The sequence below is a fragment of the Hydrogenophaga sp. FG152 genome (assembly GCF_057809615.1).
Genome location: NZ_JBMDKH010000006.1, coordinates 153,374 through 175,190 on the forward strand (window position 1 = coordinate 153,374; position 21,817 = coordinate 175,190).

Below are 21,817 nucleotides of genomic sequence, written 5' to 3' on the forward strand. Positions count from 1 at the left end.
CTCCCGGCCGGCGATCCCTGGCGCACCATGTGTCGATTATTCAACGATTGGAAGACGTTTGTGTGACAGTGCCTTGCCATCCACCTCCTGCATGGCGCGAACCGCAGACCTCGGTCGGCGCGGTCTGGGCAGGACGCTGAGGTGGGACACGAACAGCGTCGCCGCCCGCCCCCATCCGAACTGGAGGGCGCGATCCCGCGCTTCGTGGCGTTTGATCTTGAGCGCGTCCTTCCAGGCCTCGTGCAGATCGTCGCGCAGGGCACCGGCCCCGCTGTTGCCAACCACCTGCAAGGGGCCGTCCACCGGGTAGGCGGCCACCGGCACGCCACAAGCCATGGCCTCGAGCATCACCAGGCCAAAGGTCTCGCTGCGACTGGGAAACACGAACACGTCCGCCGCGGCGTACACCTGCGCCAGCTCATGGCGGGGCAGCACCCCGAGCCAATGCACATTCGGGTAGCGCTGGCGCAACGCCGAGGTCAACGGCCCCACACCGCACACCACCTTGCTGCCAGGCAGGTCCATGCGCAGGAAGGCATCGACGTTCTTCTCGTAGGAGAGGCGGCCCACGAACAGGCTGACAGGGTGCGCCAGCGGCCCCAGCGGCGCATAGCTGGTGGGTGGGTCCATCAGCGAAAAAAGGCGCGTGTCCACACCGTGCGTCCAGGCGCGCAATTGGCCGAAACCCCGCGCCTTGAGCATGTCGAGCACGCCCTGCGTGGGCACCATGACGCCGCTGCTGGGGCGGTGGAAGCGGCGACACAGCGCGTACCCCCACGACACGGGGACGCCCAGGGCCGCGTGCAGGATCTCGGGAAACTTGGTGTGGAAGGCGGTGGTGAAAGCCAGTTTGCGCCGCAGGCAATGGCGCCGCGCGGCCCAGCCCAGCGGGCCTTCGGTGGCGATGTGGATCGCCTCCGGTTCGGCCGCGTTGATCAATTCGCGCATGCGGCGGCCGGGAAACAGCGCGACGTCGATGCCTGCATAGCCAGGGCAAGGCCGTGTGCGGAACTGGCCCGGATGGATCACCACCACCTCATGGTCGCTGGCCTGCAGCTGCCGCGCCAGTTCCACGAGCGTGGTCACCACGCCGTTGACCTGGGGTTGCCAGGCATCGGTCACGATCAGGATCTTCATGTTGTCTCTCTCCCTGGTGCGGCAAGGCTCAGAAAGCCTGGCGTTCCGTCTGCGGTTCTGGCGACCACTCGTGTGACAGCTTTCTTTCGATGTCGGTGTTCCAGTGCACGAGCTCGAGCCGTCCGTCGAGGTGCTCGACCAGCGCGGTCAGGCTCTCCACCCAGTCGCCGTCGTTGCAGTACAGCGTTCCATCGATCTCACGCATCTCGGCCCGGTGGATGTGACCGCAGACGACACCCTGGTAGCCGCGCGAGCGGGCTTCGGCCGCCACCGCGCGCTCGAAGTCGGTCACGTAGTTCAGCGCGCTCTTGACCTTGTGCTTGAGGTACTGCGAAAGCGACCAGTAGGGCAGGCCCAGGCGCGCCCGCAGCGAATTGAGGTGGCGGTTCAGGCGCAGCGTGAGTTCGTAGGCGTTGTCGCCCAGGTACGCCAGCCACTTGGCGCACTGGATCACGCCGTCGAAGTGGTCACCGTGCACCACCCACAGGCGCTGGCCGTCGGCCGTGGTGTGCACCGCCTCGTTCGCGACCTCGATGCCGCCGAAGTTGTGGCCGTCGAACTGGCGCGCGAATTCATCATGGTTGCCCGGCACGAACACCACCCGGCAGCCCTTGCGCGAGCGACGCAGCAGTTTCTGCACCACGTCGTTGTGCGCCTGCGGCCAATACCATTTGCGGCGCAGTTGCCAGCCGTCGATGATGTCTCCCACCAGGTACAGGGTGTGGCTGGGGTGGTGCTTGAGGAAATCGAGCAGCGGCCTCGCCTGGCAACCCGCCGTGCCCAGGTGCAGGTCGGAAATGAAAACGGCGCGGTAGCGGGCCTTTTCGCCGCCATCGCCGTGGGGATCGTCGTCGGGCGGCGGCGCGGCGCCTCCATTGTCCAGGACACCGCGGAACTGGCTTTGCCAGGCCGCCAGTGCCGCCCCCTGGGGGATCGCGCGAAGCGCGGCGGGGGGGGCCATGTCAGGCCCCCAGGAAATGCTTGCGGTAGCGCGCCGGCAGGTCCGAGATGCGCATCAGCATGGGCAGATCGGCCGCGTTGAAGTCTGGGTCCCAGGCCGGTGGGCCCAGCACCTTGGCGCCCAGGCGCAGGTAGCCCTTGATCAGCGCGGGCGGCTCCACGTCGAGTGTGTCGTCGAGCTGCTCGATCGGCAGCGGCAGGCGGGGCCGCACATGGCAGTCGATGGGCGCCAGGTGCGTCGCCTTCACCTGCCGCCAGATGCTGGCCGCCGCATGGCCCCCGCCCACCATGCCGTGCGGGCCTTCGTGCTGCATCGGGATGCTGGCGCAGCCGATCATGGTGTCGAGCTGGTTGCGCACCATGAACTCGGCCAGCGCGCCCCACAGCGCCATGATCACGCCACCGTGGCGGTGATCGGGGTGCACGCAGCTGCGGCCCAGTTCGACCATGCGCTCGCGCACGGCACGCAGGCGGGTCAGGTCGAATTCGGTGTCGCTGTAGGTGCTGCCCACGCGTTTGGCCTGGGCCGGGGTCAGCACGCGGTAGGTGCCGATCACGCGCTGGCTCGCGGCATCGCGCACCAGCAGGTGTTCGCAGAAATCGTCGAACAGGTCCACGTCGTGGCCGGGCACCTGCTGCGGCAGGCGCGCGCCCATTTCCGTGGCGAACACATCGAACCTCAGCCTTTGCGCTTCACGAACCTCGTCCAGATGCCGCGCCCAGGAGACGGCGATGCCACCGCTGACGGGCTGCGGCGCTGGCGAGAAAAGCGGGCGGGGATGAAGTGACCCCCGTGGCAACGAGACCGGCGAAAGGTCCAGCGTGGGGGTGGGCAGTTCTTTCATGGCGGGCTCCTGGGTCAGTGCGCCCACCAGGGGCGCGGAGTTGAGTGAAGCTGTGGTCATGAACAGGCAGTGTGCGAACCACGGGTGTCTCCCGCATGGCAATCGCATGAAGTTTTGGTGACAACGGCCCACCCCCAGGGGGCCTGCCAGAATACGGGGCTGTGAACCCCAACCCCGCCCCCCTCCGTGCGCAGTTGCGCTGCCACCCCGCCACGCCCTGCGGTGTGGTGCTGGCGGTGTCGGTGGAGGTCCGCGTCCATGCCGATGGCTTGCGGCTGCGCTACGCGCTGCGGGGGGACACCACGGCCTTGCGCATCCCGGAACCGGCCGCGCCCGTGCCCACCGACGGCCTGTGGCGGCACACCTGCCTGGAGGCCTTCGTGGCCGCCGACGGCGAGGCCGCCTACCGCGAGTTCAATTTCTCGCCGTCGAGCGAGTGGGCCGCCTACCGGTTCTCATCCGAACGCCAGCGCGATAAGGCGGCCGAAGCCCGCGACCGCGCGCAGCTGCGCCCACCGCTGGCCCACACCACGGCCCGCGCCTTCACGCTCACCGCGCGACTGACGGCCGCCGCCCTGCCCCGCAGCCCTTCCGCGCTGTGCCTGGGCCTGTGCGCCGTGATCGAGGAGCGCAATGGCCAGCTGAGCTACTGGGCGCTGCACCACCCCAGCGAACGCCCCGACTTCCACCACCCCGACGGCCGCGCCCTGCGGCTGGCCGCACCCCTGCCCTGAACAAGACCCCATGCAATTCGGCATCGAACGCTTCCTGCAAGACCCTGCCCTGCGCGCCCCCCTGAAAGAGCGGCGCGTGGCCCTGCTCGCGCACCCGGCCTCGGTCACGCGCGACCTGACGCATTCGCTGGACGCCCTGGCCGCCCTGCCCGACGTCCGGCTCAGCGCCGCCTTCGGCCCGCAGCACGGCCTGCGCGGCGACAAGCAGGACAACATGGTCGAGTCGCCCGACTTCAACGACCCCCGACTCGGCATCCCGGTGTTCAGCCTCTACGGTACGGTGCGGCGGCCGACCGACGCCATGATGGACAGCTTCGACGTGCTGCTGGTCGACCTGCAGGACCTCGGCTGCCGCATCTACACCTTCATCACCACGCTGCGCTATGTGCTGGAGGCCGCCGCGCGGCACGGCAAGGCGGTGTGGGTGCTCGACCGCCCCAACCCGGCGGGCCGCCCCATCGAAGGCCTCACGCTGCGCGAAGGCTGGGAAAGCTTCGTGGGCGCAGGTCCCATGCCCATGCGCCATGGCATGACCATGGGCGAGCTGGGCCACTGGTTCATCGCCACGCTCGGCCTGCAACTGGAATACCGCGTGATCACCATGGCCGGCTGGCAGCCCGAGGCGGCACCGGGGTTCGGCTGGCCCGAAGGCCGCACCTGGGTCAACCCCAGCCCGAACGCGGCCAACCTGTCGATGGCGCGTGCCTACGCCGGCACCGTGATGCTTGAGGGCACCACGCTCAGCGAAGGCCGGGGCACCACGCGGCCCCTGGAGCTCTTCGGTGCGCCCGGCATCGACACCCGCCGTCTGATCACCGACATGCAGGGCCTGGCTCCGCAGTGGATCAGGGGCTGCGTCTTGCGCGAGTGTTTCTTCGAGCCCACCTTCCACAAGCACGTGGGCCAGCTGTGCGCCGGCGTGCAGATCCATGTGGAGGACCCGACGCACTACGACCACGCGGCCTTCAAGCCCTGGCGCCTGCAGGCGCTGGCGTTCCGGGCCTTGCGGCTGCAGGCGCCGGACTACCCGCTGTGGCGTGATTTCGCCTACGAGTACGAGCACGACCGGCTGGCGATCGACCTCATCAACGGCGGGCCGCTGTTGCGCGAGTGGGTGGACGATGTGTCGGCAGCGCCCGATGTGCTGGACGCCGCGGCGGCGGCCGACGAAGCCGCCTGGGCCGAGGCGCGCCGGCCCCACCTGCTCTACTGAACGCTCAGAGCCACTTCTGCAGGAACTGGGCGCTGCCCATGGCCGGGTCGAGCTGGTAGCCGGCAAAGCCGATGCGCTCGTAGAGGCGCATGGCGGGCTGGTTGCCGGACAGCACCTCCAGCGTGAGCTTCACCGCGCCGCGCTCGCGCGCGATGAGTTCGGCCTGGGCCAGCATCTGCTCGGCGATGCCGCGGCCCCGGTGGCTGGCCAGCACGGCCACGTCGTGCACGTTCACCAGCGGCTTGCAGGCGAAGGTCGAAAAGCCTTCGATGCAATTCACCAGGCCCACCGGTTGCCCGCCGTCAAAGGCCAGCACGCTGTAGGCCTGCGGCCGCGCCGCCAGGCAAGCCACCAGGTTCGCTTTGGCAAAGGCCGACAACCCCTGCCCACCACCCGCGGGATCGCTGGCGTAGGCATCGAGCAGCAGGACCAGCGCCGCCGCGTGCGCGGGGTTGGCGTAGTCGGCGCGCAGCGTGGTGATGCCGGCCGTGGTCACGCCGGCACCTGTGCCTGCACCGCAGCGGCCAGACGCTCGGCGCAGGCCTGGGCCTGCTTGGCGTCGCGCGCTTCCACCATCACACGCAGCAGGGGCTCGGTGCCACTGGCGCGGATCAGCACGCGGCCGCTGTCGGCCAGTTCGGCCTCCACCGCGCGGGTCTCTTCGTCCAGGAAGGTGTTGGTCTTCCAGTCCTGACCGGGCTTGAGCCGCACGTTGATCAGGGTCTGCGGAAACAGCGTCACGTCGGCCAGCAACTGGGCCATGGTCTTGCCGCTGTCGACGCAGGCGTGCAGCACCTGCAGGGCCGACACCAGGCCATCGCCGGTGGTGTGGCGGTCCAGCACCAGCAGGTGGCCGGAGCCTTCGCCGCCCAGGATCCAGCCATGGCGCTCGAGTTCTTCCAGCACGTACCGGTCTCCCACCTTGGCGCGCACGAACTTCACGCCGCGCGACTTGAGCGCGACCTCCACCGCCATGTTGGTCATGAGCGTGCCCACCACGCCCGGCACGTCTTCGTCGCGCGCGATGCGGTCCGCCACGATCAGGTACAGCAGCTCGTCGCCGTTGTAGAGGCGGCCCTGGGCATCGACCATCTGGATGCGATCGGCATCGCCATCGAGCGCGATGCCGTAGTCGGCGCCATGGGCCTTCACGGCCTCCAGCAAGGCCTGCGGGTGGGTGGCACCCACGTGGTGGTTGATGTTCAGGCCATCGGGCGAACAACCGATCTTGATGACCTCGGCGCCCAGTTCATGGAACACGGCGGGCGCGATCTGGTAGGCCGCCCCGTTGGCGCCATCCACCACGATCTTCAGTCCCTTGAGCGTGAGGTGGTAGGCGCAGGTGCTCTTGCAGAATTCGATGTAGCGGCCGGCCGCGTCGTCCAACCGGCGAGACTTGCCCAACAAGGCCGACTCCACCCACACGGGCGGCTCTTCCAGCGCGGCCTCGACCGCGAGTTCCCAGTCGTCCGGCAGCTTGGCCCCCAGGGCGCTGAAGAACTTGATGCCGTTGTCGGCAAACGGGTTGTGGCTGGCCGAAATGACCACCCCCAAGCTGGCACGCTGCGCCCGGGTGAGGTAAGCCACCGCAGGCGTGGGCACTGGGCCGAGCAGCACCACGTCCACCCCCGCCGAGTTGAAACCCGATTCGAGCGCCGACTCCAGCATGTAGCCGGAAATGCGCGTGTCCTTGCCGATCAGCACGGTGGGGTGCGCCTCGGTGCGCCGCAACACGCGTCCCACCGCATGCGCCAGGCGCAACACGAAATCGGGGGTGATGGGGGCCTGCCCGACGGTGCCTCGGATGCCGTCGGTGCCAAAGTATTTGCGGGCCATGTTGCTCCTGTCCTCTCTCTTGTTGTGGGATTCTGGTCCCCGCATTATCGCGGGCGGCCCTGACGGTCAGCTGATTTGCAATGCCTGCCAGACCTTGAGCGCGTCCACCGTGTCACGCACGTCGTGCACACGCACCACGCGCGCACCGCGCTCCACCGCCAGCAAGGCCGCCGCCACACTGGCCGCCGCGCGGTCGGCGGGCCGCTCGTGGCCGGTGACCGCACCCAGTGTGGACTTGCGCGACCAGCCGGCCAGCAGGGCATATCCCAAGGGCAGCAACTCCGCCTGGCGCGCCAGCAGGCTCAGGTTCTGGGCCACGGTCTTGCCAAAACCGATGCCGGGGTCGAGCACGATGCGCTCGCGCGCCACGCCATTCGCCATCAGCGCGCCGGCCCGTTCGGCCAGGAAGGCGAGCACGTCGGGCAACACGTCGCCGTCCATGGGGGCCACCTGCATGGTCTGGGGATCGCGGTGCATGTGCATCAGGCACACGCCGCAGCGCGGGTGCGCCGCCACCGCCTGCAGCGCGTCACCGCGCCGCAGCGCCCAGATGTCGTTGACGATGTCAGCCCCCGCGTCGAGCACCGCCCGCATCACCTCGGGCTTGTAGGTGTCCACCGAAATCGGCGCGTCCAGGCGCACCGCCTCCCGGACCACGGGCAGCACGCGCGCCAGTTCTTCATCCAGCGGCACCGCAGGGCTGCCCGGGCGCGTCGATTCACCACCGATGTCAAGGATGTGAGCCCCTTCCTTCAGCAACTGCTCGCAATGCCGCAGCGCGGCGGCTGTGCCGGCATGCAGCCCGCCATCGGAAAACGAATCGGGCGTGACGTTGACGATGCCCATGACGCGCGGGCTCGTGAGATCGATATCGAAACGGTTGGTTTGCCAGCGCATGGGAAAACAAAAGAACGGTAGAAACGACAACGGGGCCGAAGCCCCGTATGTGCATGAAAAATCCGCGCCGCTCAGGCGGCCGAGGGTGTGGGATCGGTGGTCACCGCCGGGGTGCCTCCGCTGCCACCACCGCCACCCACCGAGGGGTTGCGCGGCGTCCAATCCTTCGGCGGGCGCGGCGGCTTGCCGGCCATGATGTCGTCGATCTGGTCGGCATCGATGGTTTCCCATTCCAGCAACGCGGTGGCCATGGCGTGCATCTTGTCGCTGTGCTGCTCGATCAGGTCGCGCGCCAGCTTGTACTGGGCGTCGATGATGCGGCGCACCTCGGCGTCCACCTTCTGCATGGTCGACTCGCTCATGTTGGTGGTCTTGGTCACCGAGCGGCCCAGGAACACTTCGCCTTCGTTCTCGGCGTAGACCATCGGGCCCAGCGCGTCGGTCATGCCATAGCGCATCACCATGTCGCGGGCGATGGTGGTCGCGCGCTCGAAGTCGTTCGAAGCGCCGGTGGTCATCTGGTTCATGAACACTTCTTCGGCGATGCGGCCACCGAACAGCATGCTGATCTGGTTTAGCATGTAGTCCTTGTCGTAGCTGTAGCGGTCCTGCGACGGCAGGCTCATGGTCACGCCCAGCGCGCGGCCGCGCGGGATGATGGTGACCTTGTGCACCGGGTCGCACTTGGGCAGCAGCTTGCCGATCAGCGCGTGGCCCGACTCGTGGTACGCCGTGTTGCGGCGCTCTTCCTCGGGCATGACCATGCTCTTGCGCTCGGGGCCCATGAAGATCTTGTCCTTGGCCTTCTCGAAGTCCTGCATCTCCACCACGCGTGCGTTGCGGCGCGCGGCCATCAGGGCGGCTTCGTTGCAGAGGTTGGCCAGATCGGCACCGCTCATGCCCGGCGTGCCGCGCGCGATCACGCTGGCGTTCACGTCGGTGCCCAGCGGCACCTTGCGCATGTGCACGTTCAGGATCTGCTCGCGGCCACGGATGTCGGGCAGCGTGACATAGACCTGGCGGTCGAAGCGGCCCGGGCGCAGCAAGGCGGCGTCCAGGATGTCCGGGCGGTTGGTCGCTGCGACCACGATCACGCCCAGGTTGGTCTCGAAACCGTCCATCTCCACCAGCATCTGGTTGAGGGTCTGTTCGCGCTCGTCGTTGCCACCGCCCAGGCCCGCACCACGCTGGCGGCCCACGGCGTCGATTTCGTCGATGAAGATGATGCAGGGCGCGTTCTTCTTGGCGTTCTCGAACATGTCGCGCACGCGGGCCGCGCCCACGCCGACGAACATCTCCACGAAGTCGGAACCCGAGATGCTGAAGAACGGCACCTTGGCTTCACCCGCAATGCCCTTGGCCAGCAGCGTCTTGCCAGTGCCCGGCGGGCCGACCAGCAGCAGACCACGCGGAATGCGCCCACCCAGCTTCTGGAACTTGGCCGGGTCTTTCAGGAAGTCCACGACCTCCTTGACTTCTTCCTTGGCCTCGTCGCAACCCGCCACGTCGGCGAAGGTCACGGTGTTGTTGTTCTCGTCGAGCATGCGGGCCTTGCTCTTGCCGAAGCTGAAGGCTCCACCCTTGCCGCCGCCCTGCATCTGTCGCATGAAGTAGATCCAGACGCCGATCAGCAGCAGCATCGGTCCCCAGCTGACCAGCAGGGTCATGAGCAGCGAACTCTCTTCGCGCGGACGCACGTCGAACTTGACGTTGTTGTTGATCAGGTCACCCACCAGGCCGCGGTCGAGGTAGGTGGCGGTGGTGCGCACGCGACGGTCGTCCTGCGTGATGGCCACGATTTCGGTGCCGCCCTGGCCTTCCTGGATGGTGGCGCTCTTGATGCGCTGGGCCTTGACCTCGTCGAGGAACTCGGAATACCCCATGTAACCCGAACCCGCCGCGGAGCGCGTGTCGAACTGCTTGAAGACGGTGAAAAGCACCATGGCGATGACCATCCACACGGCGATTTTCGAAAACCACTGGTTGTTCAAGTGCAGCTCCTGGAGACGATAGTGACTGACAAGCTCATATGTTTCCCATTCTAGGACTTTCAAGCCCCCATGCCCCTGGGGCACGACGTGGCAATGTCAATCAAAGGGTTGGCATTTTTCAATGGCGCCAGGGCGTCAAGCCCCTCAACCGACCTTTTTGAGACCCAGTCCCACCAGGAAGGTTTCCGAGGATTTGTCCCGGGAGGCCTTGGGTTTGACCGCCTTGACCGTGCGAAAGGTCTCGCGAAACAGCGCCACCATGGGGTCATAGGCGCCACCATGGAACAGTTTGACCACCAGCGCACCGTCGGGTTTGAGGTGATGAACGGCAAAATCCACCGCGAGTTCGACCAGATCGGAGATCCGGGCGGCGTCGGTCATGCCGATGCCCGAGAGGTTGGGCGCCATGTCCGACACCACCAGATCGACCTGCTGCACACCCCGTTCCACCAGGGACTGCTCCAGTTCGGCGAGCACCGCCGCCTCGCGGAAATCGCCCTGGATGAAGTGCACGCCTTCCACCGCCTCCATGGGCAACATGTCCAGCGCAACGATGGTGCCATGCAATTCGCCCACGGCCGCCCCGTTCGGGCTGAGCCGGCGGCGCAGGTACTGGCTCCACGCCCCGGGCGTGGAGCCCAGGTCCACGACCGCCTGTCCGGGCCGCACCAGCCCCAGCGTTTCGTCGATTTCCTGGAGCTTGTAGGCCGCCCGCGCACGGTAGCCATCCTTCTGCGCCAGGCGCACGTACGGGTCGTTGACGTGCTGGTTGAGCCAGGCCTTGTTGACCTTCTTGCTCTGTGTTTTGACTTTCATGCCCATGAGGGACGCCTGGGGTCTGTGTAAACGATAATTGTCCCATGCCTCAGATCACACTCACCCCCGCCCAGCGCAAAGTCCACCGAGCCGAGGCCCACCACCTCGATCCCGTCGTCCACATCGGGGGTGACGGTCTGAGCGCCTCGGTGAAGAAAGAAGCCGACGCCGCGCTCAAGGCCCACGGCCTGATCAAGATCCGGGTGCTCAACGACGACCGCACCGCCCGCGAAGCCATGCTCCAGACCCTGGCCGACGAGCTGGACGCTGCGCCGATCCAGCACATCGGCAAGCTGCTGGTGCTCTGGCGCCCCATGCCGGAGAAGGAAAAGGTCGTCGATGAGGATCGCAAGCCGGGCCCGCGCGACGTCAAGGTGCTGAAATTCAGCAAGCGCGGCGGCCAGCGCCCCGAGGTCAAGGTGGTGCGCGTGCTGGGCAACCAGCGCCTCACGCCCGGTGGCCAGGTCAAGCGCGCCAAGGTCATGAAAAAGAGCGTGAAGAAGAGCGCGCAATCCCAATAGCGATAGCCTCTGGCTCCCCGTTCGTGCAGGGCCGCGCCTTGAACTTCCCTCATACCGCCACATCTGAGAACGCATGAACGACCGAACCGCCCCAGCCACCCTCAATCCCCTGCTCGACTTCAGCGACCTGCCCCGCTTCGACGCGATCACACCGGCGGCGGTGGGTCCCGCGATGGACCTGCTGCTGCAGGCCGCGAGCACGGCGCTGGAAGAGGTCACGGCACCCGGTTTTCCCAACGATTGGGCCCGGATTTCCCTCACGCTGGACGTGCCTGCGGAGCGCCTGTCGCGCGCCTGGGGCGCGGTGAGCCACCTCAACAGCGTGGCCGATACCCCCGAGCTGCGCGCCGCCTACAACGAGGCGCTGCCCAAGGTCACCGAGTTCTGGACGCGGCTGGGTGCCGACGAGCGCCTGTACGCCAAGTACAAGGCCATGGACCCCGCCACGCTCAATGCCGAACAGGCCCAGGCCCACCACAACGCCATGCGCGGCTTCGTGCTGGGTGGCGCGGCCCTGGAAGGTGAGGCCAAGGCCCGCTTTGCCTGGCTGCAGGAACGCCAGGCCGAGCTGGCCCAGAAGTTCAGCGAAAACGCATTGGACGCCACCGACGCCTTTTCGCTGATCGCCACGGCCGACGAGATGGCCGGCGTGCCCGACGACGTGCTCCAGGCCACCGCCGCGGCGGCCCAGGCCGACGGCAAGACCGGCCACAAGCTCACGCTGAAGATGCCCTGCTACCTGCCGGTGATGCAGTTCGCCCACAGCAGCCCGCTGCGCGAGAAGCTCTACCGCGCCTACGCCACCCGCGCCAGCGATCAGGCCGCTGGCGAGGCGACCAAGTTCGACAACACCGCGATCATGGGCGAGCTGCTCGCACTGCGCCACGAAGAGGCACGCCTGCTGGGCTACCGCCACTACGCCGACGTGTCGCTGGTGCCCAAGATGGCCGAGTCGCCCGAGCAGGTGATCGCCTTCCTGCGCGACCTGGCCGCCAAGGCCCGGCCCCATGCCGAGAAAGACCTGGCCGACCTGCGCGAATTCGCGGCCACCGAACTCGGCCTGAACGATCCCCAGGCCTGGGACTGGCCCTACATCGGCGAGAAGCTCAAGGAAGCGCGCTACGCCTTCAGCGAACAGGAAGTCAAACCCTACTTCACCGCCCCCAAGGTGTTGGCCGGTCTGTTCCAGATCGTCGAAACCCTGTTCGAGGTGGCCATCCGCCCCGACCAGGCGCCGGTGTGGAATCCGGGCGTGGCGTTCTACCGCATCGAGCGCTCGGGGCCCCAGGGCACCGAGCTGGTCGGGCAGTTCTACCTGGACCCTGCCGCCCGCACCGGCAAGCGAGGCGGCGCCTGGATGGACGACGTGCGCGCGCGCTGGCTGCGGCCCGACACGGGCGTGCTGCAGACGCCGGTGGCGCACCTGGTCTGCAACTTCGCCGAGGGAGTGAACGGCAAGCCCGCACTGCTCACGCACGACGACGTCATCACCCTGTTCCACGAGTTCGGCCACGGCCTGCACCACATGCTCACGCAGGTGAACGAGCGCGATGTCTCTGGCATCAGCGGCGTGGAGTGGGACGCGGTCGAGCTGCCCAGCCAGTTCATGGAGAACTTCTGCTGGGAGTGGGATGTGCTCAAGCACATGACGGCCCACGTGGACACTGGCGAGCCGCTGCCGCGCGCACTGTTCGACAAGATGCTGGCCGCCAAGAACTACCAGAGCGGCCTGCAGACGCTGCGCCAGGTGGAGTTCTCGCTGTTCGACATGCTGCTGCACAGCCTGCCCGAGCCCGCTTCGAGTGGTGCGGCCATTCTGGCGCTGCAGCAACAGGTGCGCGACGAAGTGGCCGTGCTGCAACCGCCAGCCTACAGCCGCACGCCGCACACCTTCAGCCACATCTTCGCCGGCGGGTACTCCGCAGGCTACTACAGCTACAAATGGGCCGAAGTGCTGTCGGCCGACGCCTACGCCGCCTTCGAGGAAGCGGCGCTGCAAAATGGCCACAGCACGCTGGACGTCGCCACGGGGCGCCGCTATCGTCAGGCGATCCTGGAAGCCGGCGGCAGCCGCCCGGCCATGGAGTCGTTCAAGGCCTTCCGGGGCCGCGAGCCGAGCATCGACGCCCTGCTGCGCCACCAGGGCATGGCTTGATTTGTCCCGTGGCCTGCCAATAGGAACCGCCATGAACGCCCACTACCCCGCACCCCGACTGCTTGCCCTGGCCGTGCTGGCCGGCCTGCTCGCCGCCCCCGTGCTCGCGCAAGGCGTCTATCGGATCGTGGGGCCAGATGGCAAGGTCACCTACTCCGACCAACCACCGCCAGCAACCACCCCGGCACGGCCCGTGGGCACGGCGGCGGGCGCCTCCGCCGGCGCAAGCGCCCAATTGCCCTTTGAACTGCGCCAGACCAGCAGCCGTTACCCGGTCACGCTCTACACCAGTCGCGACTGCGCCCCCTGCAACAGCGGGCGCAACCTGCTCAATGCGCGTGGCATTCCCTACAGCGAGAAAACGGTCGAGACGCCACAGGATGGTGAAGCGCTCAAGCGCCTCAGCGGCGAGGCCTCTCTGCCCTTCCTGACCATCGGCAGCCAGCAGATCAAGGGCTATTCGGACACCGAGTGGTCGCAGTTCCTGGACGCCGCCGGTTACCCCAAGCAATCCGCCCTGCCCTCCAGCTACCGCCGCCCGGCCGCCACGCCTCTGGTGGCAACGGCGCGGCCCGCTGAAGCGGCGGGCGCGTCTTCTGCCGCGCGCGAACAACCCACAGCGCCCTCGGCACCGGCCGAAGTGCCCGTGACGCCGCCCCCTCAGAACCCCGCCGGCATCCGTTTCTGATCGCCAGGCCGTCTTCGGTGGCGGCCCAACCTCTCAGAACGTCAGTGTCTTCACGCCATCCGGCGTGCCCAGCAGGCACACGCCCGCCTTCTGGTGGGCGAACACCCCCACCGTCACCACCCCCGGCCATTGGTTGACCTGGCTCTCGAACGCCAACGGGTCGCTGATCTGCAGGCCGGTCACATCCAGGATGTGCTGGCCGTTGTCGGTGACCAGGGGAGCGCCATCCTTCATCCGCACCTGGGCGGTGCCGCCCATCTGCGCGAACTGGCGCACCACCCACGCCGTCGCCATGGGAATCACCTCCACCGGCAAGGGGAAGCGGCCCAGCACCTTCACCAGCTTGGAGTCGTCGGCGATGCAGACGAAGCGGCGCGATTGCGCGGCCACGATCTTCTCCCGCGTGAGCGCGGCGCCGCCGCCCTTGACCATGTGGCCCTGGCCGTCGATCTCGTCCGCGCCGTCGATGTAGACCGAGAGTTCGCCCACGGCATTGGCCTCGAAGACCGGGATGCCCAGCGCCTTCAGGCGCGCGGTGGACGCTTCCGAGCTCGACACGGCGCCCGGGATCTGGTCCTTCATGCCGGCCAGCGCATCGATGAACTTGTTGACGGTCGAGCCGGTGCCGACCCCCACGATGTCGCCCGGGGTCACGTATTGCAGGGCGGCCTGGCCCACCAGGGCTTTGAGTTCGTCTTGGGTCATTTGAGACAATCGGTTGGAACAACAAGTCGGATTATCCAATGTCGCTTCTTCCCTACGCCGTCGCACGCCCCTTTCTGTTCGGTCTGGACCCCGAAGCCGCCCACGAACTCACCCTGGGCTCCATTGCGCGGCTGCAGAACTCGCCCCTGACCTGCCTCTACGGCGAACCGCGCGTGCACGACCCGTACACCCTTGCCGGGCTGCAGTTTCCCAACCGCGTGGGCCTGGCCGCCGGCCTGGACAAGAACGCGCGCTGCATCGACGGCCTGGCGGCCATGGGTTTCGGTTTCGTCGAGGTGGGCACCGTCACGCCCAAGGCCCAGGCCGGCAACCCCAAGCCCCGCATGTTCCGACTGCCCAAGGCCCAGGCGCTGATCAACCGCCTGGGTTTCAACAACGAAGGCTTGGACGCGTTCATCGCCAACGTGAAACAGGCGCGCTTTCGCCAACAGAAGGGCGTGAGCCCCATGCTGCTGGGCCTGAACATCGGCAAGAACGCCAGCACGCCGATCGAGCGCGCGATCGACGACTACCTGACCTGCCTCGACGGGGTCTACCCCCACGCCGACTACGTCACCGTCAACATCTCCAGCCCCAACACGCAGAACCTGCGCAGCCTGCAGAGCGATGAGGCCCTGGACGCCCTGCTCGGTGCCGTCGCGGAACGGCGCGAGCTGCTGGCACAGCGCCATGGCCGCCGGATCCCGGTGTTCGTGAAGATCGCGCCGGACCTGGACGAAACGCAGGTCGAGATCATCGCCACCACGCTCATGCGCTACGGCGCGGACAGCGACGGCGTGGCGACCAGCGCCTTCGGCGTGATCGCGACCAACACCACGCTGAGCCGCGAAGCGGTCGCGGGCCTGCCGCACGCGCAGGAAACCGGGGGCCTGTCGGGCGCTCCCGTGCTGCAGGCCAGCAACCGGGTGATCCGCCAGCTGCGCGCCTGCCTGGGCAAGAGCTTTCCCATCGTGGGCGTGGGCGGCGTGATGAGCGCGGACGATGCGGTGAGCAAGATCCAGTCGGGTGCCAACATCGTGCAAATCTACACCGGCCTGATCTACCAGGGGCCGTCCCTGGTCTGGGAATCGGCGCGGGCGATCCAGGCCCTCGCCGACAGCTGATCAGGCCAGCGCAAGCACTTGGTTCGCGATGGCCAGGCAACTGGTCAGGCCCGGGGACTCGATGCCGAACAGGTTGACCAGCCCCGGCACCCCATGCACCGCCGGCCCCTGGATCACGAAGTCGGCCGCTGGCTCATGCGGCCCGCTGATCTTGGGCCGCATGCCCGCATAGCCCGGCTGCAAGGCACCATCGGGCAAGCCGGGCCAGTAGCGGCGGACCTCTGCATAGAACGCCTCACCCCGGGCCGGGTCCACCTGCAGGTCGTCGGCCCGATCGACCCACTGCACGTCCGGTCCGAACTTGGCCTGCCCTCCCAGGTCCAGCGTGAGGTGCACGCCCAGACCGGCCAGGTGCTTGTCCGGCTCGGGCGCGGGGTAGATCAGATGCTCGAAAGGGGATCGGCCCGACAGGGTGAAATAGTTGCCCTTCGCAAACCAGGCCCTGGGCACGTGGTCGGCTGCCAATCCGCGGACGCGCAGGGCCAGATCGCAGGCACCGAGACCGGCGGCATTGATCACCGTGCGCGCCCGCAGGCGCGTGCCGTCGACGGTCTGCACGTCGATGCCGGCATCGGTTGCCGCGAGGTGATCCACCTGCGCGTGGCACACCACCATGCCGCCCGCGTTCTCCAGATCGCCTTGCAGCGAGAGCATCAGGCCATGGCTGTCCACAATGCCCGTGGAAGGTGAATGCACCGCACCCAGGCACGCCAGCTGCGGTTCGAGTTCAAGCGCCTGCTCGCGGTTGAGCAGCAGCAGGTCGTGCACCCCGTTCGCACGGGCCTTCTCGATGATCGATGGCAACGCCGCCAGCTGCGAAGCCGTGTTGGCCACGATGAGCTTTCCGCAACGCTGATGGGCGATGCCCCGCTCCGCGCAATAGGCGTACAGGGCCTGCTTGCCCTGAACGCAGAGTTGCGCCTTGAGCGAGCCCGCCGGGTAGTAGATGCCGGCGTGAATGACCTCGCTGTTGCGCGAACTCGTGCCCGTGCCAATGTCGGCCTCGCGCTCGAGCGCCATCACCTCGCGCCCCGCCAGCGCCAGGGCACGCGCCACGGCGAGCCCCACCACACCGGCGCCCACCACCAGGGCATCGACCTGTTCGATCGCAGCGCTCATGGAAAGGCCTCAGCGGTGGCGATCCACCAGTTCCTGCACATAGCGCGCGGGTATGGCATACGAGATGCCGGAGGGCTGGCTCAGCGCCGATTCGCGCGTGTTCTTGATGAGCACCATGTTCATCACCCCCATCACCTCGCCCGTGTCCGGATCGAACAAGGGCCCGCCGCTGTTGCCCGGATAGGCCGTGGCGTCGAGCTGGAAGATGTCGAAAGTGCCATTGCGCAGGCTGCGGATGGCTTGCTCGCGCAGCCGCTCTGCCGACGGGCTGGGCAACGCCGCCGAGGTGATGGTGGACACGGTCGCGCGGTGCGTGACATGCGAGAACCCCAATGAGCCTCCAATCGGAAAACCCATGAAGGCCAGGTCATCGCCCTCTCTCACGCGCCGGGAATCGCCGATCTTGAGCGCGGGCCCGGGCGCGCCCGACACGCGCAGCAGCGTCAGGTCGCGCGCCACATCGGTCTCCAGCACCGTGGCCGTGCGCATCTGCCAATCGCCCTGCCCCACGCGCACCTGGACCACCAGCGACGCCTCGTCGGCCTCCGACGGCAGCACATGGGCATTGGTCACCACCAGATCACCGCGCGCGACCAGAAAGCCCGCGCCCCGCAGTTGAAACCGCGGGTTGTCCGTGCTCCTGAACGTGCCGACCAGCACCACGGACGGCTTCACGCGCACCACCGTGTCAGCCAACCCCGCCCAGGCGCCGGCCCCGCCCAGGAGAGCGATCATCCCGAGGCCCAAAGCAAGGAAAAGGCGTCGCTTCATTTCGCGTCCACGGGCTCGGCCCGCATTGATTTGACCAGCTTGCGCAGCAGATGCCACACCAACATGACCGGCGGCATGCGCAGCCAATGACCGCGCAGGTACAGGACGAACCGGGCGGCGGGCGTCCATCCATCCGATGCGGACGCATGGGCGGGGCGCAAGGCGCGCAGGAAGAGCGCATCCATCACGCGCTGGCGCCAGGGCGCCATGCGCACAGCGGGGCTGGCGCGCAGCGCCTCAGTCACCGCCGGGGGGATGGGTGCATCGAGCAGCAGGCCGACATAGCGCAAGGCCTGGTGCAGGGGCCATTCCAGCTGCAAGGCGCGAGCCCGCGCAAGCAGTTCGGGCCAGAAGTCCGGATTCGCGGCGAACTCGCGCAGCAACGCCTCCAGATCGACCAGACCCCGAAGACCCAGTTCCAGATCGCCCTCATGGAACAGGTGCGCCGCGCTGTGCAGCACCATGTCGGCCGGGCACAGCACCTGAATGCGCGGATCGTCACCCGCCGGCCGGGCACTGGCCAAGAGCAGATCGGAGTCGGGCTTGAGCCGGGCTGTCAGCGGCATGATGGCGTGGTGGACATCGAGCACCGTGCCACGCTTCATGTGCTTGAGCGGCGGCAGCTCGTGCATCCAGGTGCGGTAGTAGCGCTGGTCGTAGGCGTCGCGGTTCATGGACACCCAGCCACCCATCATCAGCGCCGACTCCACCTCCGCCAGGCGCTGCCTGGGCACCAGGATGTCCACGTCCGACACCATACGGCCCCGCGACGCATCCAGCCCGGCCATGGCGTAGGCCGCCCCCTTGAGCAGCACCACCGGCAAACCCATGGGCTCCAGCGCGCGCGCAATCTCGACCACCTCGTAGCGCAGCTCGGTGTGCTGTCGGGCCGCCAGCGCCATGGCCGAGCCGAGATGCCGTCGGGGCGCCGCTGGCAAACGATCCCAGTCGCCCGAGGCCTGGGCACCGCTGCCAATGCGGGCGAGCACGTCGGCCTGACGGGCCTGGCGGATGAGCAGATCCCAGGCGCCTGGGCCCAAGGCGGCCAGGCTGTCCGGCTGTTTCAGGGCTGCCACGAGGGTGTCGATGCGGGGCAGCGTCATGCGGGTGTGGCGGCCAGGGCCTCGAACCAGGCAATGGCCTCGTCGAGGTGGCCGTATTGCAAGTCATGGCAGCCGCACTCGTCCACCAGCGCCGCCAAGGCCTGAAAGCCAGCACGCCCATGCACGTGGTGGTTGAAACTGTTGGACGCAAGCTCCACCAGCGCACTGGGCCTGGGACGCGCTTCCACGGTCAGCGGGGCCTCTCGCTTGAACTGGGGGAAGACCACCCAGGCCGGCCGGGCCGCCTGGTCTGCGCGCGCGAGGCTGTCTGGCGAAATGCGCATATGCGCCACCGTGCCCTTCATCGTGTCCCGGGCCACCGGCCCGAAGTTCGCATTGGGCGCCCGCTTCCGGATGACCTCGATCGACTCGTTCTTCAGGCTCACGGGGCGTGGCGACGGCGTCACCAGGCCCGACACCGGATCGAGCAAGGCCATTTCGTCGGACAACAGACGCCAGCCACTCAGCATGAGGGCCGCGCACAATGTGCTCTTGCCCGAGCCCGGTGGCGCCGGCAGGACGAGCACCCGCCCGCCCCGCTCCAGCACCGCCGAATGGATCGTGATCCAGGTGTGGCAATAGCTGGTCACGCACCAGTTCATGCCCCACTCCAGGAACGCGAACGCCTCGCCGTGCGCCAGGGGCGTGAACGGCTGGAAGCCGTCCATCTCGAACACACAGACCGTCTTGAGCAGGTGCCGCTTGGGCTTCACCTTCACGTGGAAGTCGGCAAAAACGTCGTCCCCCGTCAACACCTCATGGTCGGGATAGAGCGCCTGCAGACCCTGCGCAACCACCGGAATGGGGCTGCGAATGTGCATGACAAAGGGGGGGACGCGCAGAAAGAGACCGTCGGAACGCAGGCGGTGCGCCAGTTCCGCTGGTGGGAGTGCGGCCAGCGCCTGCGTGGACCTTACCCCTGCGTGCACTCGACCAGACCCATGGACTCGAATTGCACAAGCAAGGACTGCAGCATGTCCAGTTCCTCGGCCGCGGGCTCGACAAGGCCCATGGCCTGGGCAAGGCTTTGGGCATCGCGGGCCTGCCCGGCCTGGATCAGGCCAAACGCCTCGCCAGCGATGGGTGTCAGCGCGTGAAGACTGCCGCTGGCGTCGTCGTACACGACCACACCATCCGGCCAATGCTGAATCGCGAAATGATCGGCCCGGGCACAACCGAAGTTGACCTGAGCCTGAGCCAGGGTCACAGGAAGGCTGGACCGTAGATCATGTCAAAGTAGGCCATCGTCTGCGACAGCGTCCAGGTCGTCCCCGCAAAGGGCGACCACACACCTTGACCATTCCAGATCGCGCGGCACTGGCTCTTGGTCAAGAGCACGCGCGTCGAATCGTTGTTGAACGCGGTGGCCGTCAGGAAAGCGGCCGCCACATGGCGCGCCAATGCCGCGTTGTTGCGGTTGCCGCCCTGGTCGAGCACTTCCTGGATCGTCATCTTGCCGTAGACGTTGCCGGGATCGCGAGTGAAGCCTGTGGTCGTGGACAGGAACTTGGTTTCCTTGAACTTCGTCGCCAAGCCCGCTTCGCTGTTCTTCCAGTAGCCATGCGACTTGCATTCGTAGTCGGTCTTGATCGCGCGCCCCTGGCTGACCTTCATGTGCGCAGCGGCCAGCGACGAGAACGACGACGGGCGGATGCAGGTATGGTCACCAGCCAGCACGCTGTTGCTCTTCAAGGCGGCCATCACAGGAGCAGCCGACAGACCTGCGCGCACCAGACGGCGACGCGACACGCCAGAAGCGGGTTGCTGAGACGGAGTGGAAGAATCGATCATCTTGTTTACCTCTCTTGCAAGACAGGCCCAGGTGCGGATGGAAGCCCAATGGGTGCTTGAGCCTTTGGTAGCGCAAGTATAGACCACGCGCAACAAAAAGTAAGCAAATACGGGTCAAAAGCGGACATATTGCCGGTTTGGCGCTCCCTCAAAGTGGGGAGAATTCTGTCAGATCCGCGTGACCATTTGACAGCACTTTCTCAACAAGTGCGTAAAGCGTTTTGATTTTCCTGGGATTCGGTTTTTCCGCGGGGCCAAAAACAGAAAAGCCCGGAATCTTTCGATTCCGGGCTTTCGTAAAAATGGTCGGCGTGGCGGGATTCGAACTCGCGACCCCTTGCACCCCATGCAAGTGCGCTACCAGGCTGCGCTACACGCCGACAAGCCTCAAATTATAGCGTCCAAATGAGGGCAAATCAGGCAGAGTGCCTCAGAAGCTCACGAATTTCAAGCAGTTCACGCCGAACGTCGTGCAGGAGGCCACCCGAACCGGTGTGCACGGGGTATTCGGCTTCGATCAGGGGGATCACCACATCACCATGAACAACTTCATCGAGGTCGATCACGTCAATGGCTTCATCTTCCTCGTTGCGGCGCTTGTCGCGCTCGGCCTGAACGATTTCCTGCAGCTTGTTGCGTGCACCGCTGATGGTGAACCCCTGGTCGTACAGAAGCTCGCGGATGCGGCGGATCATCAACACCTCATGGTGCTGGTAATAACGGCGATTGCCGCGCCGCTTCATGGGCCTGAGCTGTGTGAACTCCTGCTCCCAGTACCGCAGCACGTGCGGCTTGACGCCACACAGCTCGCCCACTTCACCAATGGTGAAGTAGCGCTTGGCGGGAATGGGTGGGAGCGTTTTTTCCATGAAAATCAAGGCGGTACGGACCGAACCTTGAAATCTACTCTAACTGGTGCGTGTGTGCACGGCATGGTGAACATTTCCGTGTGAAATGTTGCAACGGCCCCGCCCACCAACAAAAACGCCCCAAGTCGGGGCGTTTTGTGTTGTGAAGACCGCAGTGGCGGCCGGTCGGCCGCTGTCGTCCCAGGGTGCGCTCAACCCCCAATGATGGCGGTCTGCACCTGCTCCTTGAGCTTGGGACTGGCGTGGAAGGTCACCACACGACGCGCTTCGATGGCCACGGGCTCACCCGTTCTCGGGTTGCGCCCGGGCCTGGGCGCCTTGGTGCGGATCTGGAAATTGCCAAAACCTGAAATCTTCACGTCGGTGCCGTCCACCAGGCTGTCGGTGATCAGATCGAAGAAGGCATCGATCATGTCCTTGGATTCGCGCTTGTTCAGGCCAATCTGGTCGAACAGCAGCTCGGCGAGCTGTGCCTTGGTCAGGGCAGGCGTTTCCAGGCTTTCCACGGCGAGTTCCATGCGGGCATTCTCCATTTTGTTCGT

At 66.8% G+C, this 21,817-nt stretch carries 23 protein-coding genes and 1 tRNA gene; 6 read left to right on the forward strand and 18 right to left on the reverse strand.

The genetic code is table 11. The features are described 5' to 3' along the window. Nucleotides 1–36: 36 nt before the first annotated feature. The 3 genes from ACODTB_RS09435 to ACODTB_RS09445 are packed head-to-tail and all read right to left on the reverse strand — an operon-like array spanning nt 37 to nt 2,942. Entirely contained in the window at nt 37–1,137 is a 1,101-nt protein-coding gene (locus ACODTB_RS09435; RefSeq protein ID WP_291112935.1) for a glycosyltransferase family 4 protein, read from the reverse strand. Nucleotides 1,138–1,165: 28 nt separating this feature from the next. Continuing rightward, a complete protein-coding gene (locus ACODTB_RS09440) occupies nt 1,166–2,098 on the reverse strand; it encodes a UDP-2,3-diacylglucosamine diphosphatase (protein WP_488929265.1) in 933 nt (310 codons plus the stop codon). A 1-nt stretch (nt 2,099) separates the two neighbouring features. Beyond that, nucleotides 2,100–2,942, reverse strand: a complete 843-nt coding sequence (locus tag ACODTB_RS09445) for a GNAT family N-acetyltransferase (protein WP_291112931.1) — start codon at nt 2,940–2,942, stop codon at nt 2,100–2,102. A 161-nt stretch (nt 2,943–3,103) separates the two neighbouring features. Here ACODTB_RS09445 and ACODTB_RS09450 point away from each other — a divergent pair, with 161 nt between their 5' ends. Together ACODTB_RS09450 and ACODTB_RS09455 are read left to right on the forward strand one after the other, a co-directional pair. Then, nucleotides 3,104–3,676 (forward strand): DOMON-like domain-containing protein, encoded by a 573-nt coding sequence (locus tag ACODTB_RS09450; protein WP_291112929.1) that lies wholly within the window; start codon nt 3,104–3,106, stop codon nt 3,674–3,676. Between the two features lie 10 nt (nt 3,677–3,686). After that, complete coding sequence (locus ACODTB_RS09455; protein WP_291112927.1) at nt 3,687–4,889, forward strand: exo-beta-N-acetylmuramidase NamZ family protein; 1,203 nt, start codon at nt 3,687–3,689, stop codon at nt 4,887–4,889. Nucleotides 4,890–4,893: 4 nt separating this feature from the next. On the opposite strand, the gene ACODTB_RS09460 is transcribed toward ACODTB_RS09455, so the two are convergent. The 5 genes from ACODTB_RS09460 to ACODTB_RS09480 form a co-directional block, all read right to left on the reverse strand. Continuing rightward, nucleotides 4,894–5,385, reverse strand: a complete 492-nt coding sequence (locus ACODTB_RS09460) for a GNAT family N-acetyltransferase (protein WP_291112925.1) — start codon at nt 5,383–5,385, stop codon at nt 4,894–4,896. Continuing rightward, complete coding sequence (gene glmM / locus ACODTB_RS09465; RefSeq protein WP_291112923.1) at nt 5,382–6,725, reverse strand: phosphoglucosamine mutase; 1,344 nt, start codon at nt 6,723–6,725, stop codon at nt 5,382–5,384. The genes ACODTB_RS09460 and glmM overlap by 4 nt, the downstream gene beginning before the upstream one ends. A 66-nt stretch (nt 6,726–6,791) precedes the next feature. Further along, a complete protein-coding gene (gene folP, locus ACODTB_RS09470; protein ID WP_291112921.1) occupies nt 6,792–7,622 on the reverse strand; it encodes a dihydropteroate synthase in 831 nt (276 codons plus the stop codon). Between the two features lie 71 nt (nt 7,623–7,693). Next, nucleotides 7,694–9,613 (reverse strand): ATP-dependent zinc metalloprotease FtsH, encoded by a 1,920-nt coding sequence (gene ftsH / locus ACODTB_RS09475; protein ID WP_291112919.1) that lies wholly within the window; start codon nt 9,611–9,613, stop codon nt 7,694–7,696. Nucleotides 9,614–9,757: 144 nt separating this feature from the next. Then, nucleotides 9,758–10,429, reverse strand: a complete 672-nt coding sequence (locus ACODTB_RS09480; protein ID WP_291112917.1) for an RlmE family RNA methyltransferase — start codon at nt 10,427–10,429, stop codon at nt 9,758–9,760. A 44-nt stretch (nt 10,430–10,473) separates the two neighbouring features. Between ACODTB_RS09480 and ACODTB_RS09485 the strand changes: the two genes are divergently transcribed. The 3 genes from ACODTB_RS09485 to ACODTB_RS09495 all read left to right on the forward strand — a co-directional run bounded on the left by ACODTB_RS09485 (nt 10,474) and on the right by ACODTB_RS09495 (nt 13,793). Continuing rightward, on the forward strand, nt 10,474–10,950 hold the full coding sequence (locus ACODTB_RS09485; protein WP_291112915.1) for a YhbY family RNA-binding protein: 477 nt from the start codon (nt 10,474–10,476) through the stop codon (nt 10,948–10,950). 73 nt (nt 10,951–11,023) lie between these two features. Further along, nucleotides 11,024–13,105, forward strand: coding sequence for a M3 family metallopeptidase (locus tag ACODTB_RS09490; protein WP_291112913.1), 2,082 nt, complete (start codon nt 11,024–11,026; stop codon nt 13,103–13,105). A 31-nt stretch (nt 13,106–13,136) separates the two neighbouring features. Next, nucleotides 13,137–13,793, forward strand: coding sequence for a glutaredoxin family protein (locus ACODTB_RS09495; RefSeq protein WP_488929266.1), 657 nt, complete (start codon nt 13,137–13,139; stop codon nt 13,791–13,793). Between the two features lie 33 nt (nt 13,794–13,826). On the opposite strand, the gene rpiA is transcribed toward ACODTB_RS09495, so the two are convergent. Then, nucleotides 13,827–14,498: a ribose-5-phosphate isomerase RpiA gene (gene rpiA, locus ACODTB_RS09500; RefSeq protein ID WP_488929267.1), complete on the reverse strand. Its 672-nt coding sequence runs from the start codon at nt 14,496–14,498 to the stop codon at nt 13,827–13,829. Nucleotides 14,499–14,536: 38 nt separating this feature from the next. On the opposite strand from rpiA, the gene ACODTB_RS09505 reads away from it, so the two are divergent. Next, complete coding sequence (locus ACODTB_RS09505; protein WP_291112908.1) at nt 14,537–15,622, forward strand: quinone-dependent dihydroorotate dehydrogenase; 1,086 nt, start codon at nt 14,537–14,539, stop codon at nt 15,620–15,622. Here ACODTB_RS09505 and ACODTB_RS09510 read toward each other — a convergent pair whose 3' ends face one another. The 9 genes from ACODTB_RS09510 to ACODTB_RS09550 all read right to left on the reverse strand — a co-directional run bounded on the left by ACODTB_RS09510 (nt 15,623) and on the right by ACODTB_RS09550 (nt 21,793). Beyond that, nucleotides 15,623–16,741, reverse strand: coding sequence for an NAD(P)/FAD-dependent oxidoreductase (locus ACODTB_RS09510; RefSeq protein WP_291112906.1), 1,119 nt, complete (start codon nt 16,739–16,741; stop codon nt 15,623–15,625). It lies immediately after the preceding gene. Between the two features lie 9 nt (nt 16,742–16,750). Then, on the reverse strand, nt 16,751–17,476 hold the full coding sequence (locus tag ACODTB_RS09515) for a S1C family serine protease (protein WP_291112904.1): 726 nt from the start codon (nt 17,474–17,476) through the stop codon (nt 16,751–16,753). 32 nt (nt 17,477–17,508) lie between these two features. Beyond that, nucleotides 17,509–18,615: a nucleotidyltransferase domain-containing protein gene (locus ACODTB_RS09520; RefSeq protein WP_291112902.1), complete on the reverse strand. Its 1,107-nt coding sequence runs from the start codon at nt 18,613–18,615 to the stop codon at nt 17,509–17,511. Next, a complete protein-coding gene (locus ACODTB_RS09525) occupies nt 18,612–19,544 on the reverse strand; it encodes an HprK-related kinase A (protein ID WP_291112900.1) in 933 nt (310 codons plus the stop codon). Before ACODTB_RS09525 ends, ACODTB_RS09520 begins: the two co-directional genes overlap by 4 nt. Further along, a complete protein-coding gene (locus ACODTB_RS09530) occupies nt 19,529–19,822 on the reverse strand; it encodes an HPr-rel-A system PqqD family peptide chaperone (protein WP_291112898.1) in 294 nt (97 codons plus the stop codon). The genes ACODTB_RS09525 and ACODTB_RS09530 overlap by 16 nt, the downstream gene beginning before the upstream one ends. Continuing rightward, nucleotides 19,819–20,406, reverse strand: a complete 588-nt coding sequence (locus ACODTB_RS09535; RefSeq protein WP_291112896.1) for a hypothetical protein — start codon at nt 20,404–20,406, stop codon at nt 19,819–19,821. The genes ACODTB_RS09530 and ACODTB_RS09535 overlap by 4 nt, the downstream gene beginning before the upstream one ends. 303 nt (nt 20,407–20,709) lie before the next feature. After that, a tRNA-Pro gene (locus ACODTB_RS09540) sits at nt 20,710–20,786 on the reverse strand. A gap of 36 nt (nt 20,787–20,822) precedes the next feature. Continuing rightward, nucleotides 20,823–21,275 (reverse strand): MerR family transcriptional regulator, encoded by a 453-nt coding sequence (locus ACODTB_RS09545; protein WP_291112894.1) that lies wholly within the window; start codon nt 21,273–21,275, stop codon nt 20,823–20,825. Between the two features lie 191 nt (nt 21,276–21,466). Next, nucleotides 21,467–21,793, reverse strand: a complete 327-nt coding sequence (locus ACODTB_RS09550) for an integration host factor subunit alpha (RefSeq protein WP_291112892.1) — start codon at nt 21,791–21,793, stop codon at nt 21,467–21,469. Nucleotides 21,794–21,817 lie beyond the last annotated feature (24 nt).